The sequence below is a fragment of the Kaistella sp. genome, from assembly GCF_049588135.1.
Lineage (GTDB): Bacteria > Bacteroidota > Bacteroidia > Flavobacteriales > Weeksellaceae > Kaistella.
Genome location: NZ_JBAVFG010000061.1, coordinates 1 through 15,597, shown reverse-complemented (window position 1 = coordinate 15,597; position 15,597 = coordinate 1). Strand labels below are relative to the sequence as shown.

General features: G+C 30.7%; 9 protein-coding genes and 1 pseudogene. 3 read left to right on the top strand and 7 right to left on the bottom strand.

The features are described from left to right. Positions 1-101: 101 nt before the first annotated feature. The 6 genes from WBY99_RS03400 to WBY99_RS03375 form a co-directional block, all read right to left on the bottom strand. Positions 102-440 (bottom strand): hypothetical protein, encoded by a 339-nt coding sequence (locus tag WBY99_RS03400; protein ID WP_423974931.1) that lies wholly within the window; start codon positions 438-440, stop codon positions 102-104. A 178-nt stretch (positions 441-618) separates the two neighbouring features. Beyond that, positions 619-1,194, bottom strand: a complete 576-nt coding sequence (locus WBY99_RS03395; RefSeq protein ID WP_423974930.1) for a hypothetical protein — start codon at positions 1,192-1,194, stop codon at positions 619-621. Positions 1,195-1,229: 35 nt separating this feature from the next. After that, positions 1,230-1,868: a hypothetical protein gene (locus WBY99_RS03390; RefSeq protein ID WP_423974929.1), complete on the bottom strand. Its 639-nt coding sequence runs from the start codon at positions 1,866-1,868 to the stop codon at positions 1,230-1,232. A 5-nt stretch (positions 1,869-1,873) separates the two neighbouring features. Beyond that, entirely contained in the window at positions 1,874-8,626 is a 6,753-nt protein-coding gene (locus tag WBY99_RS03385) for an RHS repeat-associated core domain-containing protein (protein ID WP_423974928.1), read from the bottom strand. A 7-nt stretch (positions 8,627-8,633) separates the two neighbouring features. After that, positions 8,634-9,749: a lamin tail domain-containing protein gene (locus WBY99_RS03380; RefSeq protein WP_423974927.1), complete on the bottom strand. Its 1,116-nt coding sequence runs from the start codon at positions 9,747-9,749 to the stop codon at positions 8,634-8,636. A 70-nt stretch (positions 9,750-9,819) separates the two neighbouring features. Further along, positions 9,820-11,160 (bottom strand): tetratricopeptide repeat protein, encoded by a 1,341-nt coding sequence (locus WBY99_RS03375; RefSeq protein ID WP_423974926.1) that lies wholly within the window; start codon positions 11,158-11,160, stop codon positions 9,820-9,822. A gap of 524 nt (positions 11,161-11,684) precedes the next feature. Here WBY99_RS03375 and WBY99_RS03370 point away from each other — a divergent pair. After that, on the top strand, positions 11,685-12,173 hold the full coding sequence (locus WBY99_RS03370) for a hypothetical protein (protein ID WP_423974925.1): 489 nt from the start codon (positions 11,685-11,687) through the stop codon (positions 12,171-12,173). A gap of 282 nt (positions 12,174-12,455) precedes the next feature. Further along, entirely contained in the window at positions 12,456-14,459 is a 2,004-nt protein-coding gene (locus tag WBY99_RS03365; protein WP_423974924.1) for an ATP-binding protein, read from the top strand. A 58-nt stretch (positions 14,460-14,517) separates the two neighbouring features. Here the strand turns inward: WBY99_RS03365 and WBY99_RS03360 are convergent, their stop codons facing one another. Then, positions 14,518-15,294: an XRE family transcriptional regulator gene (locus tag WBY99_RS03360; protein ID WP_423974932.1), complete on the bottom strand. Its 777-nt coding sequence runs from the start codon at positions 15,292-15,294 to the stop codon at positions 14,518-14,520. A 61-nt stretch (positions 15,295-15,355) separates the two neighbouring features. Here WBY99_RS03360 and WBY99_RS03355 point away from each other — a divergent pair. Next, a pseudogene (locus WBY99_RS03355) lies at positions 15,356-15,597 on the top strand (DNA polymerase IV); the annotation flags it as partial.

The following is a 15,597-nucleotide window of genomic DNA, read 5'->3' as shown; positions in this document are numbered from 1 at the left end:
AGATAATTCATTTCTATCTACTTCACGAATAAAAATTTTTCTATTGTTATTAAGTATAAATTGATTTCCTGTAATGTTTATTGCATAGAAATTTTCGGCGTTTAAATGTTGTATTCGTAATTGTATTCGTAATTGTATTCGTTTTGTATTCGTTTTGTAATACCGAAAATATCTTTATTATTTGGAATATCACCTTTTTTAATTTTTCTCTCAAGTTCTACATCGATCGTAGAGTCGCCAAAAATAGATAGTGAGTCTAATAATATGTTGATATTATTTTTAATTATCTCATTCCCTATAACTTCAGGTTTTTGATTCTGTTTTGGCATACAAAAAATAAATACACTAAAAAAAATGAGCGAAATAAAAAAACTATTTATAATTCCAATTAAATGTCTTCGATAAATCATATGCATTATTTTTGTTAAGTGTTTTTCCATTGAATATAGATTTTTCCCATGTATCGCCTGCTTCCTCACCTTTTATATAGGTAGTTTGACCATTATGAGATCTTCCCCAATGTACAAATTCGTGTAACACCGTAATAGCTAATAGAAAAGATGTACCTTGAATTGATGACACTAAAGAGACTTGTTCTAATCCTAAAATAAAATTCTTTCATATAGTTGTAACACTCATGTGCCCAGTGTCTCCCAAATGATCTTGGAGTGTTTTAGTTGCATAATAATCATATTCAAGTATGACTTGACCATCACTACTATTAACATCCAAATGTTTAAGAATTTGAGTTTTTGTCATTTTTGTAGTTTCTACAAGTGCATCCAAGACTTTAGGATTTGAATTTAAAAAATTTGGGAGTTGTGCTAAAACTTCATAAAAGTCGGGATGAAGTCTTTTAATTCTATCTATACTATATTTTCTTGTCCATGTTGTGGGATCAGCTGGGTCATTTCTCTGTAAAAATTCTGTAGTTAAATGCGCCACGTGATTCAACCCACTGGTTATCAATCCTTGTTTAAATCCATCTATAAATTTCCCTCCTGCAATAGTAGAAGAAATTCCTCCACTTAAACCACCAGAAGTTACCATCATTGCTTTTAAAAGTCCTGGGTTTCGTTCTGCAAAAGTACCGATATCAAGATAGCCATCATTATTCACAAACATTCTGCTTCCTGTGTTTCCTAATGCCTGTACACCACTTGCTATTAAAGAGGAAACTGCACCACTTAACATTCCGGATAAGAATTTATCTCATCATAACCCATTGGTTATGAAGTATAACAATCATCCGTTTTATAATAGACACCTTTACTTTCTTGCTCAAGTTCCCCTGTTCTTCTGTTGATTTTTACGAAGAAAGCTTCACTACTAACTGGACAACTTTCAAATTTTGCAAGATAAAGATAAATAAAATCTTTCTCTATTTTATAGGAGCCACCAATAGGATTTTTACGATCAAACCATAAATCATAAGTTCTTGCTATAAGCAATGCTTCAGACAAATTGTTAACAAATCCAATGAAACCCCGTAGTTCTTCTACATTTGTAAAGTACTCTGATTTTTTATTTTGATTTGCCATTATATATGTAAAACATCCGTCTGGCAAACACTCCAGAAAAAAGCCTTCCTCGATTGTTCGATTTTCTTTAACCTTTTTATTTTTAGCTCCTATTTTTTCATAAATTAATTTTTCTGTAGAACCATCTTTTCTTATAACTTTCCAATAATTATATTTCTTTTGGGGTATTATATATTGATACAAACGATCTTTAAAATATAAAGTATCAGGAATTTTCATATATTTATTCGGAATAGTTGTTTGAGAGAATACCAAATTAAAAGATGAAACAAGAATTAATAGGATGTTTATTTTAATCATAAATAAATATTTTGTACTATATTTCATAATTATTATTTAAAACTTAAAAATTCTATATAACTAGCACCATATTTTCTTATGGTACTATAAGATGTTCCAAACGAAAGCCCTATACCATAATTTCGAGTTTGCAAATGAGCAATTGTTTCAGAAACATTTGTTGCACTTCTTACCGCATCATCATAGCCATACCCATTTTTCATAAACTGTTTTAAAGTATTAATAAAGAATCCATTAACAGCATGTATAGAATGAATAGTTTCATGATACCAAGTGCCAGCAAATTTTAAAATATCTTTAGTTCCTAAAAAATGAGGAGAAAATAACACTTTTCCGTTAAACATATGGGTTACTCCATTAACGCTTTGTCCATCATCATATAATTGTCCATTATCAATTTCTAATTTGTCATAAATATTATCTTTATTCGCAAATGCATACTCTTTTGAACTAACTCCATACAAATCAGCAAAGACAGACGCTAAATCCTGTAATGTAGCCTCTGTAATTGGTTGATTAAGGTAATCATCACCGCAATCTGTTGTTAATGCGGTTTTAATTTGCCTGTTAGCCTTTCCTTCTTCTATTGCAGCAGCTCCCATATGTGCAACATGATTTAACCCGCTTGTAATCAAGCCTTGCCTAAACCCATCCATAAATTTACCTCCTGCAATGACGGAAGAAATCCCTCCGCTAAAACCTCCAGCTACAATCATCGTTGCTTTCATATAATTTTGTCCAAAGCCGTTTTGCACTGTTTTCCCTAAAGCTTTAGATGCTGAAAAGCTAGTTCCTAAAGCACTCACCCCACTTGCAATTAAAGAAGAAACCAAACCACTAAGCATGGCAGCCCCGCTGTTTCCATTGTCCAAAGAAGCGATAGTTCCACTGCTGAAAGCATGTAGTCCCGCTTCAAACAATGCTTTGCCAATCGAAATAGCTTCACCAAAAGCAGAGGTGGCAACATTGCCAATTCCCAAACTAATAGCTCCACTTATAGCTCCCATTAAAGTAGCTTTGCCTAAACCATACCAAAAAGGGATACCACTCATCATATTAGCAATACCTTTAGCAAAGAGACCTACCGCAGCACCAACAAGAACTGCAGCTATAATGCCGAAATTCCCGCTTGGGTCTGTGAAAAGTAACGGATTATTAAACACATAGCTAAAACGGTCATAACTTTGCGTATTAAAAGGATCCTGTACATAGTTATCAGGGCTTAAAAATTTCCTAAGAATGGGGTCGTAAATACGAGCATTCATATTGATTAACCCCGCTTTCCAAAGATGTTCATGCCCCGTATATCCACGATATAAGAAGAAATTAACGGTTGATAATTGTTGTGCATCTGTAATTAATGTGCCAGCTGCGTTTACAAATCCTTTAAGATTTCCCCAAGCATCAAAGAAGCGCTTTTCGACCACCGTACCATCTGTGGCTTTGGTAATGGCTAGAATACTGCCCAAATTGTTCCGATGTAAAAAGTAATTTTCTTTTTCGGCAAGAACAGTTCCTGTTAAAACTTCTTTTTTGATGTAATTTGCAGAATAGGGATCTCCTGTGATATAGGTGATAATTTCTGTTTGATTACCTGTTTGGGTAATTTCTACCGCAAAATCAGAAGAGTAATACCGGGTTTTACCTGTAACCGAAGAGGTCATTGCTGATCTTGTTTTCAGGATGCTGTATTCAAAAGACAAATCTTCTTTACCTGCAAGAGTAATTTGCAGTGGACTTTTAAATGCATTATAGGTTACTGCTGCAAATCCTCTTTGATTATTTACGTTTTGTCCATTGGTATTAAAGGTAATGTTTTGCAGTTTATAATCAGAGTGATTGTAATTATATTTTCCTAATTCAGAATTTGATGTAATCCTGCCCCTTTGATCATAAGTATATTCATTTGCAAGAACTCCATTTACGGTTTCTGTAAGCAACCGATTGAGGGTATCATAAGTGAAGTCTTCTTTTTTACCAAAGGTGTTGTTTCTGCGCCAATTCAGCACGCCTTTGTTTACATCGTAATTATAATCAATATCCAAAGCTACCGTTCCATTGATGGTATTTTGATGTTTAATATTGAATAATGAAAAGTCAATTGGACTGTATTGATTTATTATAGAGTACCCGTTTCCGTATTCCATTTGGGTGGTTTGTCCTTGCGCATTGATGTCTGAAACATGCCAAACCATTTTCCCTGTATTTATATCATTTTGCTGTAAAAGAATGCCATTGCCATCATAAACATTTTGAATGCTTGAAGTACTGATATAAGAAGGTGTGAGCAGTTTTGTAGAAATGGTAACTACATCTGCCCTTCCGAAAGAATCAAAGGTGGTAGAAGATTCATAAGTGAAATAGGGAGTTTCTTCCTTTTTGCCTTTTATGCGGTAATAGGCATCGTAAATTGTAGTATAGGTAAATGTTTTTCCATTATTACTCGTTCCTGTAATGGTCTCAGGAAGTTTTGTTGCATTGTTGTAGGTATAAGTTTTAGAAATGTTTGTATTTTCTGCTGTAGTATTACCTGTGGTAGTTTCTGTAAGAGGTCTTCCCAAATAATCATAAGTGTAAACTGTTGTTCCTTTTGGGGTGGTCTCTTTGGTCACTCTGCTTAAATTATCATATTCATAACTGAATGTTCCCGCAGAAGGATCGATAATTTTGGTTTTATTTCCCCAACCATCAATTTCAAAAGTTGTTTTTATACCTTCGTAATTGCTTTCTTTAAGAGCACCATTTGGAAAATAGCTATAATTGATAACACCACCTTGATCTTGATGCCTGATAGTGTTGCCCATCACATCAAGTGTTTTAGAGGTTTTTTTATAACCATCATCCACGGTTACTTTCATACCTTCATAACAGGTAGTGATGACTTTCCCCGTGAAAGCAATATTCTTTACAGGGCGGTTGAGTTCATCATACTCTACAGAATTCCATTTAGGTGTTTCTCCTTCAAAAAATATTTCGCTCGTTCTAGTTGTTTTTCCGAAAATATCATATTCGGTTTTGGAGACAAGCCATTTTCCATTAATAGATTGGGTTTTAGATTGGATTTCCCGATCGAAAATATCAAAAGTTACTACACTTTCAGTTCCTCCTTCTCTTTTTTTGGAAAGGTTATAAATCCCATTAGTAGGGAGATTAGTCCTGTTTTTAGAAATCGTGGTTTTTTTACCTAGAAAATCTGTAATGGTAATGATATTACCCCAAGAATCATATTGGTAAAAGGTTTTTAGATTTCCTATTGGGGCGGTCTCATCTAAAACCCTCCCTAAAACATTAACATTTGAAATCGCAATTAAACCATCTGGAGTAGTAGTTTTATTGATATATCGCTTAGTGCTATCATAATCGTAAGTGGTTGTTTGCGGTGAAACTCCTTGCGCAGATATTTTTTGACTTAAAAGATTTCCTGTTGCTGAATCGTAGGTATAGTTTTTAATAACAGGAGGTGCATTTGCTTGATTACCATAGGATCTATTTTCTGATAAGGCGCCGTTGGAATTATCATAATCATACTCTTCTTTTGTAGTGAATGAGAGTCCTTCTTTGTAAATTGTATTGTCATTTGTGGCAATTTTTCCATAGAAATAATGTGTCCCGTAGGAAAATTCATTTTGATAGGTATACTCAGAAATTGAAGACCCAACACCACCATAATCAACATAACTTGTTTTTAGCTTTAGATCATCATTTTCATCGTAGATATAACTTTTGTTAATAGTAATTTTTTTCAGATAGTCCTTTGAAACTTCATCTGTTGGCAAAATGAGATACTGATTATTTCCGATGTTAAACTTTCTATTCGTTATTTTATTTTCAGTAAAAAATTTAGTTAAACCTCCGTATGTAGAAATTACAGTGGCGTTCTCCATTAATGGGTCTTTGGTTTGAACATTCCAAAAGACCGCTTTTGCCGGATTTAAGTTAATGTATTTTTTATTTTTTAGTTCAGATTCATATGCATCACTAGAATATGTTTTTTGAAAACCTATAAATCCTTTTCCTTCCAAATTCTGTATCCCATTTTCATATCTGTATTCTTTTGTAAGAATTTTATTATTAAAAACAGTGTGAATTTTACTTACAAAATAAAGTATAGAATTAGATTTGTGTACAAAGTATGGGTATTGAAAGTCCTGTGACTTATATAAATATGTTGCTTCATCGGATGACGGACTTGCGATCATATTCCGGTAGTCAACCTTTTGCAAAACACCAGATCCATTATCAACTTCCTGAATTTGTTTTTCTAAAAAATCGGTGTTATCAACTGCTATAACTGTACTTTCACCAACAAGTGAATCATAAATATAAGCACCAGATTTTGATACGTTTAAATAATCAAATTCTGTAGATGAAACAATTAGTGAAAGAGGTGAGATTATTTTATTCTCCAAAGAACCGCTATTAAGCATTTTAAATGTTCCATCTTGAAGATTTTTATTTTCATAAAAAGTGATTTTATTTACAATTGATGATTGGAAAGAAGTGGTGTTATAATGACTCCCATCGTATCTCATTAATGTGTTTCCTACATTATTTATAACTGTATTACCAAGATTTGCATTATTGTATTTTACTGTTCCAATTTTGTTTAATGTGATAATATCAGACCTTCCATCATTGTTAAAGTCGGTAATTATGATATTATGAGTTGAATATCTTGTGTACTCGTAAGAGTCAGGCTTACCATCCCAGAACTTTTGCCAAAATGTAGATTTTTTAATGAAATTTCTTTGAGATGGCTTTAAATAAGCAATTTTCTGTTCAGTATAATCTTCTTGTATCTTTGAGAAAGAAATCCCATTATTTGTATACTTCCACCACAGCAAGGTTTCTGTTTGCATTTTATAATACGTATCCCCCATGTCTAATCCACTGTTGTCATTTTCGGGGATTTCGTATACTTTTTGTGGTGTTAAAAAATCTGTAAGTCCATCTCCATTAAAATCTCCTAAAAATATGGGCGTATTTTTATTAAAATTAGCTAGAGGCTGATTATGCAATACTGTTTCAAGAGAGTAATTATTAAAATTAATTTTATATACCGAGAAATTTTTATTGTCACGATCTATAGCCAATAGTTCTGGTAGACCGTCACCATCAAATTCAATTGGGTATATCTCTTTGTCATATAAATTAAAGTTATCATTTAAACTTAACCCTGTTAACTTAACATCGTTGCCAGAATTAAGTTTGCCTAATTCTACAAAATAAATATTGTTAGTCCGTTTAAGATTTTCGGGTTCGATAATAAGAAAGTCAATTAACCCATCATTATTAAAATCAGCCTGTACAAATTTTCTATTTGATGGATCCCTGATGTAGGATGTAACATAGTTACCATGGCTGTTATAATCATATGGATCATCAGACTCATAGGTCTCCGTTTGTAATAAACCTCCTTTTACTGCAACAGTAACATTTCTACTTTCATTGGTGATGACATTCTTTATTTCAAAAACAACTTCATCCTTTAGCAGGGAATTAATTGGATTATTAGGATTAATTTCATCGGTTTCACCTACATAATTCTCATTTACTATAATAAGTTGATCTTTTTCAGTGATTTTATTATTAAGATCTAAAACTTTTCCAGAAAAAAACAATGTTTCAGAATCGTTTCTTAAAATAGTTAGATTACTATTAGTCATTGAATTTCCTAACTTTACGCCATAATCAGTATAAGATTTTCTGATTTGAAAAATAGGTTGTATTTTATCATCTCCATTAACAAAATCACCTAATGTTACAGTTCCCAATCCCGTTGAAATCCCTGTCTTAATTTGCAAACGAGATTTTATTGTAACAATACCTTTGTTTGAATTATTATAATTAAAGTGTAAAGGTTTTAAATATTCTCCATTTTCATTTTCTACATTAATCGTTATGAGACGTTCAATGCTATAATCTTCGATAAAATCATGTTGAAAAGAATAAGTACGATATATTTGGGTATAAGTAGAGCCAGATACGATTTGTGATAAGACCTTTGTATTAATATACGGAATTCCATTTCTGTAAATTTGCAGATTTTTTTCACGAGTCTTATAAATAAAATTCACATAGAATTTATCATTTCGAATATTTGTGCCTCCGTATGATATTTTAACTATTCGTGGAATATTATTTTCACTCTCATAAGTGTAATGTATTTCATTGTCAAAAGCATCTATAAATGTTGAAATATAGCTTTGTCCAGATACAATTTCTTTATACTTTGCAATTCTACCATCAGTATATTGAACGATAAATGAATAATCTCCGGTAACTGGTTTAGTAACTTTTATTTTAGAAAATGTTTTTGTTACAAATGATGTAGGGCTAATTTTAATTAACCTTTGGCCATCTAAATAAAAAGGATCTGTCTCATCATATTGTGGACCAATTGTAATCCCATCCACTTCTTTACTTTTCCCCCCTCTGGTAATAGTTGATAATCCAATAATATTCCACCCCCACCCAGCTTGCCCATTTCCGCTTTGACTATTGTAAACTAATGCAATATTAGGATTAAAATTATTAATCCCTTTTAACATCTCAATAGGTAAGGAATAAGTCAATGCTCCTGATTCACTTACAGTCATTTCAGCATTAACGGTAGGAGTTAATATTCTATCTTCGGTATTTGGTATAGCAATTTGATTATTTTGAATTGAATCATTTTTTGCATAACCTGATGTATTATAATTTAAAGGGATTGTTGCTATTTCCTGTGAAAAGAACAATAAATTACTTGCAAAAAAATAAAGAAATAGTATTTTTTGTTTCATAAAGCAATTACCATTTTAAGATGTTCTTAGATATAACTTGTCCTGTGTTTAAGGTGAAATTAGCAACAAAAACTCCAGGAAGTTGATTTTGCAAAGAAAAACTAACTGTATTTACACCAATAGTTGGTGTGAATCCAAATACATTAGCGCCGCCTGAATTATGAACTTGTAAATTAAATATTTTATTTAATGCTGCACCAGACCAGCGAATAGTTACCATATATTGGTCTGAAGCTTTTGTTGGATTTGGAAAGATTACAATGTCATTGCTTATGGCATTCAACTCATCCTGCGTGAGTTCAGTTAGAGGTGTTAAAACATTTCCGCTTGGCGTGCAATCTATTGCAGAAATTTCATTGCCACCAGTATCATAGTTAAAACATTTACTAGTACCAATATAAGTGTCATTGGGTATTTGTTCTAATTTAGGAATGTTTACTAAACAAAGATTATTAACTAATAGGTTCACATTTTCGCTCCAGTCTAAAAATGAATAAAATTGCTGAAAATCATCCTTGACCAATTGATCATAGCTTTGCATCTCTGGTTTATATTCTGCATCTAATGGGTTAGGAACAGATTTATAATTAACAAACGGCGGTGTACTAGGATTATATTGTATCGAATTCACCGCATAAAATAAATTTGGAGTCTGCCAAATATCTTTTATAAAGTTCGATTGAGGTTCTACTGCATAATTCCATTGATAACTACTTTTTTCTATAAGATTAAGCCCATCATTCAAAGTGTATCCTAAATCAATTTTCTCTTTTTTATTTCTTAAAATAATTTTATCTTGAAGTATTATTTGGTTCTCTTTTCCCTTTGTAGTAGTAAAATACTCTGAAAAAGGGGTTGTATTATACGGTAATGTACTATAAGCTATTACAAGAAATTGTCTTGATTTTATTATTTTTTCTGGAAACCAAAATGTTCCCAACAAATCTTTCAGGTACCAATTTTTTAGATTAATATCCTTGTCGCTGAAATTATATATTTCAATAAATTCACCACGGTGATGTTTATTAGCGTGCACGAGCTCACCTAATACTGCTCCATCTTCTTTTTTTTGAAAATATAATTTTTCATTATAAGGAGTATTATAATAAACTTCAGTTATCATTATTTGAGCAATAAAATTGTGCAAAAAAAATGTAAAAACAAATAAAAACAAAATAAATTTCAGCCTCATATTATCCTATTTTACTTAATATTTTTTGTAGATTTTCGATATGTATTGATTTTTCAAATGATCTATTTATATTCATTACCAAAATACTTTTTAATATCTTATCACTTTCGTGACCATAATTTCTAGGGCTCTGTGCAATTGTGAGTATCTTATTTTTAGTGTTACTATCTCCTTTTTTTACAAAATATTTAGCCCATAAGACATTTAATCGATCAATAGAATGGGGGGAGACAGTTCCAGCTTTGTCATTGGTTATATCAAGTAAGATACTTTTAGCTTCATCTAAATTGTTTTTTAAAAGTAATAGTTTTACAATTCTAGTAGTTAATTCAAATTTCTGTGATGGATCCCCTACAGAAATTTTCATTTTATTTAAAAGATTATCCAGCTCATATGAAAGGGACAGATCACCTCTTTCATATTTTATAATCAAAGCATCAAATAAAGCTTCTGCTGACCAAAAGTTATTTTTCAACGCATGATTTTGCCTTTCAACGGCTATCAGTAGATCATAATTGCTTAACTGTTTTGATAAATCTCGGATATGTTTCAGGAAATAAGGATCAGATTTATTGACCGTATTATAGAAAGAAATTGCCATGTCTAACGCTGATTCATAATTTTTATCTTTTCTGTGTTGTTGCACATTCAACTTATATAATTCCCGTATATGTTGTTTTCTATCTTCCGAAACTGGCTTTGCTAATAATTGAGATAATTGTTCATTTAATTGAAACGTTGAAAGAGAAGCGAATCTCTTTTTAAACAACTGCTGTTGTTGTTTTCTGTAAAGCTTTAGATTAGTATTATTATGAGGATTCAAGATATCAGCATTCCACGCTATTGATCTATCTATTTTAACAAGTTGTTTTTTAATGTTTTTTCTATATGGATAATTTTGTAAAATATTTTCATATTTTTCTTTCACCACCAATAAAAGGCGCGTATTTATACCAATCTGGTTACTCACCTTTCTGTTTCCTATTGCTGCTTTAAAATATTCATTATGTAATCTTTGCTTTATCTCGATGTTATTCGGATGTAGGTGCGCTGCGTTGCGGAAAATTTTAATTACTTCAAATTCTTGTTTCTTTTTTGCTAATATAACTTTTCTTAATCCGTCGTAAGCTCTTATTTCTTGAGGATTGTCATTGATGATTTGTAGATAAATATTTTTGGCTTTCCACAACTTGCCAGCTTTTCGTAAGTCTGCAGCATTTTTCACGAGCATCTCTGTAGTAGGATTATTCATGGCAGAAGTTGCGGCGAATAAACGGTTGGGAATCATGGAGTAAGCTAAGGTTAAAGAAGTTAGCTGTAGAAATTTTTTTCTTGTGATCATAATTACACTTCTTTATATGATAAAAAAGGGGAAGATCGGATTCGGCCGGTATTTTTCTACTGTAAAAGTTATATATCATTGTTTAACTTCCCCTTACTATACAAATATATAAATCTTTTTTGAAATTATAAAAGAAAAGTTAAAATAAATAAATTATGTTAAATTAACAATAATATTAAAAGAATCAATGAAGAAAAATTAAGTATATTAATTAATTTGACATAAAAATTAAGAAAGTGTCACTTTCAAATACATAAATATGCCCGTTAAAAACCTTTCACGCTTCGCACGACTATTAAAGAGGATATGATTATACTTAAACATACTTCACAAAATGAAACAAATATTATCGAAACAAAAAAGGAAGCCAAATGATAGTCATGTTCGTAAGATTTTATCTTCCAACCATGCCGAAACTTTTAAATGAATAAAGTGAGATCATGTAAAATTATGCAGGTGAATTAATTAAAGATTTAGAATCATGGATTGGAAATTTTAGCACCGAAGACAACGAAAATTATTTTTTGGATGGAATTTTATTTGAAATATATTTTGATAGTAATGGAATTTATAGAGACGAAAGATTGAAAGATTATTTTATTTCAAATCTATATTCACTACAAATGAAAGATACATTTGCTAAATCCTTTAATTTTATTGAAAAAGAGTTGTTACCCTTTACAAGTAGAAATTTTTTTTATTTAAAGTTTAAAAACCAACCAGTTCAATTAGATCTAATTTTCGATAAAAAGGAGCAGCAAGATGAACCTATTTACGACTTAAAAGACGTTATGTTTGAAGGAAGTTCCGTTTTAAAACTAGATAAATCGTTTTGGCTTGCAGACGATAATTCAGTAAAATATCAACCAATCTTAAAAGATAATTTACTTTCGAAAATTTCCCAATTATCTAAAATTCCGAAAGAATTTTTAACTATCAATTCAAATTTCGACCATGAATTTAATTTGAGTTCAAAAATAAATATCCCTATTGGTTATATAATAAAAAAATGAATCCACTGATATAACTAATGTTTTGTGGATCTTGCAAGCCGATTCTTCAATAAAAATAAATCTTCATGATAGTTTGAATTTGTATTTTTATGAGAAACAGCAAGATTATAGGCAAGAACCTTTTGTATATTTGGACGGTACTAATCTTTAGCATGAAAATAAAAAAGAAAAATCTCATGTATAATCATTATAAAAGTTCGAAGTAATTTCTTAATCTAGAAAAATTTGAACTAAAAGTGATAAAAGAATCATTACTTTTACACTTCTCTTTTTTAAATGACCATGGACAATAATAAAGTTAAACGTTCCGCAAAATTAACCTCAAAAAGTATTGAAAGTAGTGGATTACCCACTGACTATAAAGCTTTAGCTGAATTTCTATGGAACGGATTTGATGCCGGAGCAGATATTTTAAAAATTAATTTTGAGTCAAATGAATTAGGTTACCTAAATCATTTAACAATTTCTGATAATGGCACTGGTATAAATATTTCAACTATCGATGATACTTTTGGAAACTTCAACGTATCACAAAAAAAAATATCTTTTTCTGAAACCGGATTTATTAAAGGAAAAAAAGGAAAAGGCAGATTTTCTTTTGTAACCTTTTGTAATAATGCAATATGGGACACAACATTTGAAACTGATAGGAAAGAAAAATTGAATTACAAAATAGACATAAACAGAGACAGTAGCCAGGATTTTTCTACTTATGAAAACAGAATTCTGAAAATTGGCAAAACAGGTACAACCGTTTCATTTAGTAATTTTCATGCGCTAACGGGAGACTTATTAGAAAATAAGAACTTTACAAATTTTTTATCAAGTGAATTTGGATGGTTTTTATACTTAAACAAAGAAAATGATTTTAAAATTTTAATTAATAATATTCCATTAAACTATTTTGATATTATTGAAGAAAATGAAGATAAGCCAATTATGATTGGAGGTTTTTCATTTAAGGTTAGTTATTTAAGATGGAAATATAAAATAGGAGAAAAATATTATTATTATTTTTTAAATAGTGAGAAAAAACAAATTGATCGAAAACACACTTCTTTCAATAACAAAACAGAAAATTTTCATCATTCATTATATATAGAGAGTGACTATTTCAATTCTTTTAAAAAAACTGAAAATGAAGTACCAACTCTTGATTTTGCAGACAAAAACCAAACAGATTATATTTACAAGACACTTTTACATCTCTTAAATGAATATGTTGCGGAAAAAGAAAAAACTTTTATAAAACATCATCAAGCAGAAAAACTTATTGCTGATTTTAATAAAAAAAGAATATTCCCAGATTTTAAGAATAATAATTACGAGCAACTTAGAAAAAAAGATCTAGAAAATGTAATAAAAGAACTATACACAGTTCAGCCAAAAATTTTTCAGGGTTTAAAGGATACGCAAAGTAAAACAATTGTTGGCTTTTTAAACCTTATACTCGATTCAGAACAAAGAGAGTACGTAATTAATATTGTCGACAATGTAGTTAATCTTACTGATATCGAAAGAAAAGAATTATCTGAAATACTTCAAAAAACTAAACTTGTACACATTGCTGAATTAGTGAAATTTCTGGAAAATAGATTTAATGTAGTTGCTACCTTAAAAACTTTAATTTTTGAATTAGAGAAGTTCACAAATGAAAGAGACCATATTCAAAAAGCAATCGAAAATAATTATTGGTTATTTGGTGAACAATACAATTTGGTTTCGGCAGACAAAAATTTTGAAATAGTTCTAAACAATTACCTTCACTTTATTGATACTGGAGAAGATATCCCTGATAGGATTGAGAAGAAAAACAGATTAAAAAGACCTGATATTTTTATTGCCAGAAAAGCAGACACACCAAATATTGAGGACGATTTAATGATTGAGAATAACATTTTAGTAGAATTAAAGAGACCTTCTGTTGTCATTGGAAAACTTCAATTTTCTCAAATAGAAGACTACATGAATATAATAATGCAAAAACCAGAATTTAATAGTCAGTTAAGAAATTGGAAATTTTACATTATTGGAAAAGAAGTAGATTCTTACATAAAAGGTCTTTACGAAAATCAGGCAATTAAAAACAAGAAGTTTCTTGTACAAGAAATAAAAAATTATGAAATCTATGCTATGACATGGGATGATATTTTTAGAATTTTTGATAATAGACATAAAAATTTTATTAATAATTTGGATTTTAAGGTGTCAATCATCGAAGAATTAGAATCAAAGGGAATCACATTAAATAGAGATGCTTCTAATTATTTAATTAAAACACTATAATATAAATGTCTCGAAGGCTGAAAAAGATTTTTTTTGAATATATTGAAGAAAACCAATATTAACCTTGTTTTGAAAGCTTATAATCAATCTTCTTAATTTCTTGTTTTAATTCTAAAAATAAACCTCGTACATTTTGTCCAGAAAATTCTTCTGCATCAAACTCTTCGGTATTGATACTGCAGGCAAATTCCCAAATTTCTTTAATTTCAATCAAAGGTATTTTTAGGGGTTCATAAAAATTATTATCCAACTTTACACAAATAAAATTGCCTTCATGAAACTGAAATCTTTTATAAATAATTCCATCATTTATCGTGATAAAAACATAGGTTTTATCGGTTTTTAAATCGGCTAAATTTTCAACATATTTCCCAACAATATAAGTCCCGTCTTTATACGGCGGCATCGTATCGCCACTTGCCGGGAACGCGCGGTATTTTCCGTTTCTAAGAAATGGTAAAGAAATGGTTTGCAAACTTTCGATATAATCAGGATCGCTATAGCCGTTCAGGTAACCCATCGAAGCTTTTTGCGGAATAATTTCAATTTGATTATTCCCCGAAGTATCCACCGTTATCGGAACTAAAATACGATTATCAGGAAGATTGAGCATTTCTTCTAAAGGATAATTTCGAAGATCTACGCCAACCAAAAGATCAATACTCACACTGAAATATTTTGAAATTCGCATTAAAATTTCAATCGGCGGTTCGGAACTTCCATCCTCGTATTTTGCATATCGACCTCGGGTAATAAAAAGCGTGTCCGCAATTTTTTGTTGGGAGAATTTTTGCTTCGCTCTCAAAAAGCGCATGTTATCGGATAAAATTGATATTGGTATAATTTGTAGCAACAAAGATAATGAAAACTGATACAAATAGCGATAATTTTGTAAAATGAATCGTGCAATTGTACACATGGATTTAGATACCTTCTTCGTTTCCTGTGAAAGACTAAAAAACTCCCAATTGGAAAAATTACCTGTGATTATCGGAGGTGGAGACCGTGGCGTGGTAGCATCCTGCTCTTATGAAGCGAGGTATTTTGGCGTTCGAAGTGCCATGCCCATTAAAATGGCATTAAGGTTATGTCCCGAAGCAAAAGTCATCAAAGGCGATATGGACCATTACTCCAATAT

Coding starts and splice junctions, on each gene's coding strand:
- WBY99_RS03400 (WP_423974931.1), bottom strand. CDS start 440: ATGGAAAAACACTTAACAAAAATAATGCATATGATTTATCGAAGACAT.
- WBY99_RS03395 (WP_423974930.1), bottom strand. CDS start 1,194: ATGTTAAGTGGTGCAGTTTCCTCTTTAATAGCAAGTGGTGTACAGGCA.
- WBY99_RS03390 (WP_423974929.1), bottom strand. CDS start 1,868: ATGAAATATAGTACAAAATATTTATTTATGATTAAAATAAACATCCTA.
- WBY99_RS03385 (WP_423974928.1), bottom strand. CDS start 8,626: ATGAAACAAAAAATACTATTTCTTTATTTTTTTGCAAGTAATTTATTG.
- WBY99_RS03380 (WP_423974927.1), bottom strand. CDS start 9,749: ATGATAACTGAAGTTTATTATAATACTCCTTATAATGAAAAATTATAT.
- WBY99_RS03375 (WP_423974926.1), bottom strand. CDS start 11,160: ATGATCACAAGAAAAAAATTTCTACAGCTAACTTCTTTAACCTTAGCT.
- WBY99_RS03365 (WP_423974924.1), top strand. CDS start 12,456: ATGGACAATAATAAAGTTAAACGTTCCGCAAAATTAACCTCAAAAAGT.